Annotated in this window: 3 protein-coding genes and 1 pseudogene; all 4 read left to right on the top strand. The window is 71.1% G+C overall.

Going from position 1 to position 3,215, the window contains the following annotated elements; all coding sequences use genetic code 11:
* Nucleotides 1-145: pseudogene (locus tag HV824_RS38100) on the top strand (transglycosylase); the annotation flags it as partial.
* 333 nt (nucleotides 146-478) lie between these two features.
* Nucleotides 479-1,537: a 2-oxoglutarate and iron-dependent oxygenase domain-containing protein gene (locus HV824_RS35360; RefSeq protein ID WP_368671037.1), complete on the top strand. Its 1,059-nt coding sequence runs from the start codon at nucleotides 479-481 to the stop codon at nucleotides 1,535-1,537.
* A gap of 61 nt (nucleotides 1,538-1,598) precedes the next feature.
* Nucleotides 1,599-1,946, top strand: a complete 348-nt coding sequence (locus HV824_RS35365; protein WP_255208609.1) for a DUF2845 domain-containing protein — start codon at nucleotides 1,599-1,601, stop codon at nucleotides 1,944-1,946.
* 114 nt (nucleotides 1,947-2,060) lie between these two features.
* Nucleotides 2,061-3,215 (top strand): carboxypeptidase-like regulatory domain-containing protein (locus HV824_RS35370; protein ID WP_255208610.1); only part of this gene is annotated, 1,155 nt, incomplete at its 3' end.

Raw genomic sequence — 3,215 nt, forward strand, 5'->3', positions numbered from 1 at the left:
GGTGGACGTCTTCTGGGGCGCGGGCCCGCGGGCGGAGCTGGCGGCGGGGATGATGAAGCAGAAGGGCCGGCTGCTCTTCCTCGTGCCCCGGCCCGGCCGCGCCGCGCCCCTGGTGGCGCCGGTGCCTGTCACGCCCCCGAAGTGAGCTGCGCCGGCGGGGCGTTGGTGCGTCGCTGAATATCTTGAAGGCGCCCGCGTCGGTGATGCCGCGCGCCATGCTCACTCCGACGCTACGGACCTCTCCGGGATGCAGTGGGCCTTCCAGGCACGGGGGCAGGGAGGGGAGCAGGCGCTTTCCGTCCGCTACTGGGAGACGCAGGTGGCACGCACGCGCCCAAACCGGGCAGTATGGCCCCTGTCTCCCTTGTCACGGGTGGCCTGTGCTCACCCTGCCCGGCGCGGATGCCGGTGTGGCGCCGTGGGGAGAAGACACGAGGCACCTGGGATGAGCAGCGACGTGGCGGAAACGAAAGACGGAGTGGTTCTCCTCGACTATGCGCGGCTCGCGGAGGGCGCGGACCTGAGCGCCGCCATCGCGCGCGCCTACGGGCATGATGGCATTGGCCTGCTCGTCGTCCGGGGCATCCCCGGGCTGGCCGAGCTGCGCGACAACCTGCTGCCCCTGGGCTTCCGCTTCGCCGCGCTGCCCACCGAGGTGAAGGACCGCTACGTCCACCCGCGCAGCAGCTATTCGTTCGGCTGGAGCCACGGGAAGGAGCTGCTGCGTCCCGGCCAGTTCGACGAGTTCAAGGGCTCCTACTACAACAACCCCCAGTACGACGTGCCGCACACCGACGCGGCGCTCATCGAGAAGCACCCGGAGAACTACCACCCCAACGTGTGGCCAGACGCGGACTTCCCGGAGCTGCGGCCCGCCTTCATGGCGCTGGGGCAGCGGATGGTGGACGTGGGCGTGCTGGTCGCCGAGCAGTGCGACAAGTACGTGCAGGCGAAGCTGGGCAGCCGCCTGTCACCGGACGCGGCGCTGGCGCGGACGATTCGTGATTCGCGCGCGTGCAAGGCGCGGCTGCTCTACTACTTCGCCATCAACGAGGACGCGACGCCGCGCACGCGGGACTCATGGTGCGGCTGGCACAGCGACCACGGCTCGCTCACGGCGCTCTGCCCGGCCATGTACTTCGAGGCCGAGCCCGGCGCGAAGGAGCCGGCGCGCAAGGACATCCCGGTGCCGGACCCGGAGGCGGGCCTGTACGTGCGCACGCGGTCCGGCGAGGAGCGCAAGGTCGTCATCCCCAAGGACAGCCTGGCCTTCCAGATTGGCGAGAGCTCCCAGATTGTCACCGGCGGGCTGCTGCGCTCCACGCCGCACGCGGTGCAGGCGCTGGCCCACCCGGCCAGCCGCAACATCTCCCGCGCCACCTTCGCGGTGTTCATGCAGCCAGACAATGACATGCACCTGCGTCCGCCGGAGGGCGTGGACCTCGCCGAGCAGAAGGTGGGCGCCTTCCAGCCCGGCATGACGTTCGGTGACTTCGCCAAGGCGACGTTCGCGAAGTTCTACAACCCCTACGCGTAGCGTGCTCCGTCCCCGCGGACATCCTGCGCCGTTGACCTGAGTAGTGGAGAGGAGACAACCCATGCGTGCTCTCGGATTGGCCGTCGTACTTTCAATGGCGGGGATGCCGGTGGCGGCGGAGGCGGCCTCGCTCCGTTGTGGCCAGGCGCTGGTGGCGGATGGGGCGCTCAAGACCGAGGTGCTCGCCAAGTGCGGGGAGCCGGCGGCGAAGAACTTCCGCACGGTGACGGACTCGGCGGGCTCGGTGACGCCGGACAGGAGGACGGGGGGCGTCACGACGGAGCGGCGGTCCGTCACCCGGGAGTACGAGGAGTGGACCTACAACTTCGGGCCTCGCCGCTTCATGCAGGTGGTGACGTTCGAGAACGGCCGCCTCATCGACGTTCAGAGCGCGGGCTACGGAAGCTAGTCGCCGGGCCGGGATGGGCCGCCCGGACGGAGAGTGATAGCCTCCCGGTTCCACTGCTGGAGCGGGGGCTGTCCGATGATGCGCGGGGTTCGCTGGGGCATTGGCTTGGGTGCCATGGCGACGGTGCTCGGGGGCCTGGGCCTGTGGCGCGCGGAGCAGGTGGCGCGGCCGGTGCTCGTGGAGGTGCCCTTCCCGGCGTTCGCGCAGCTCCCCGCCCTGCCGCCGCTCCCGCTGCCGCCGCCGACGATGGATGCTCCGGCGGCTTCGATTCGGGTTCGGCTCGTCTCCGGGAGCAGCGGTGCGCCGCTGGCGGGCGCCCGGGTGTCGCTCATCCGTGGACTGTTCATGGCCGTGACGGGCGACACGGTGCCCGACGAGACGGCGCTGACGGACGTCTCGGGCGTGGCCTTCTTCGAGGCGCCCGGCGCGGGGGTGATGACCGTCTGCGCGCGAGGGGCCGGGCACGCCGAGTCCTGTGAGCGGGATGTCGGGGTCGTCTCAGGGGGCTCGCTCTCCGTGGCGCTCACGCTGCCACCAGGGGCCGTCGTGGAGGGGCAGGTCCTCCAGCATGACGGGACGCCCGCGGCGGGTGTCCGGCTGATCGCGCCCGGGGACAACCTGCTCGCGGAGATGACGCCCAGCTGGTCCACGACGGATGCGCAGGGCCGCTACACGCTGGATGGCGTGACGCCGGGCTCCGTCCAGGTGAGGCTCTTCGCGCCCCAGGGGAGGGCGCTCGACCGGTACCCCGGGGCGGAGCTGACCGCTGGCGAGGTGCGGCGCTTCGACATCCAGCTCGGCGCGTTCGTCCCCGTCACGGTCAAGCCGGTGATGGGCCGCACGCGTGGGACGGAGGCGGTGGAGTCCGTGCATGTGAATGTCCAGTTGGAGCCGCAGGCGGATGGCACCTTCACGGGCATCGCCGAGTCGGGCCGCTACTCCGTCTCCATGTGGGGCCGCCGGAACGGGCGGGAGGTGGCGGCACGGAAAGACGTGACGCTGGCGCCTGGCGCCCCGGCGGTCATCGCGTTCCCCTTCTCCGAGCTCAAGAGCGCAGGGATGGTGTTGCCGTGGTTCTCCAGCGACCCAGGCGTGTTCGAGGTCTCCGGCCGCGTCTTCCTTTCGGACGGCGCGCCGGTGAAGGGGGCGTGGATTGGGGCGCAGAAGCCGGGTCCACGGGGGCGACGGTGTGGCAGCTCGCCCGATGACCACGCGCATGTCCGCTTCGATGGCCCCGAATTCGTGGTGACGCCTCGGGTGGGGGCGGGG

Source organism: Myxococcus sp. AM009, assembly GCF_013372605.1.
In the GTDB taxonomy this organism is placed as follows: domain Bacteria; phylum Myxococcota; class Myxococcia; order Myxococcales; family Myxococcaceae; genus Myxococcus; species Myxococcus vastator.

Excerpts from the sequence above, each read along its gene's own strand:
- HV824_RS35365 (WP_255208609.1), top strand. The coding sequence starts at position 1,599 with ATGCGTGCTCTCGGATTGGCCGTCGTACTTTCAATGGCGGGGATGCCG.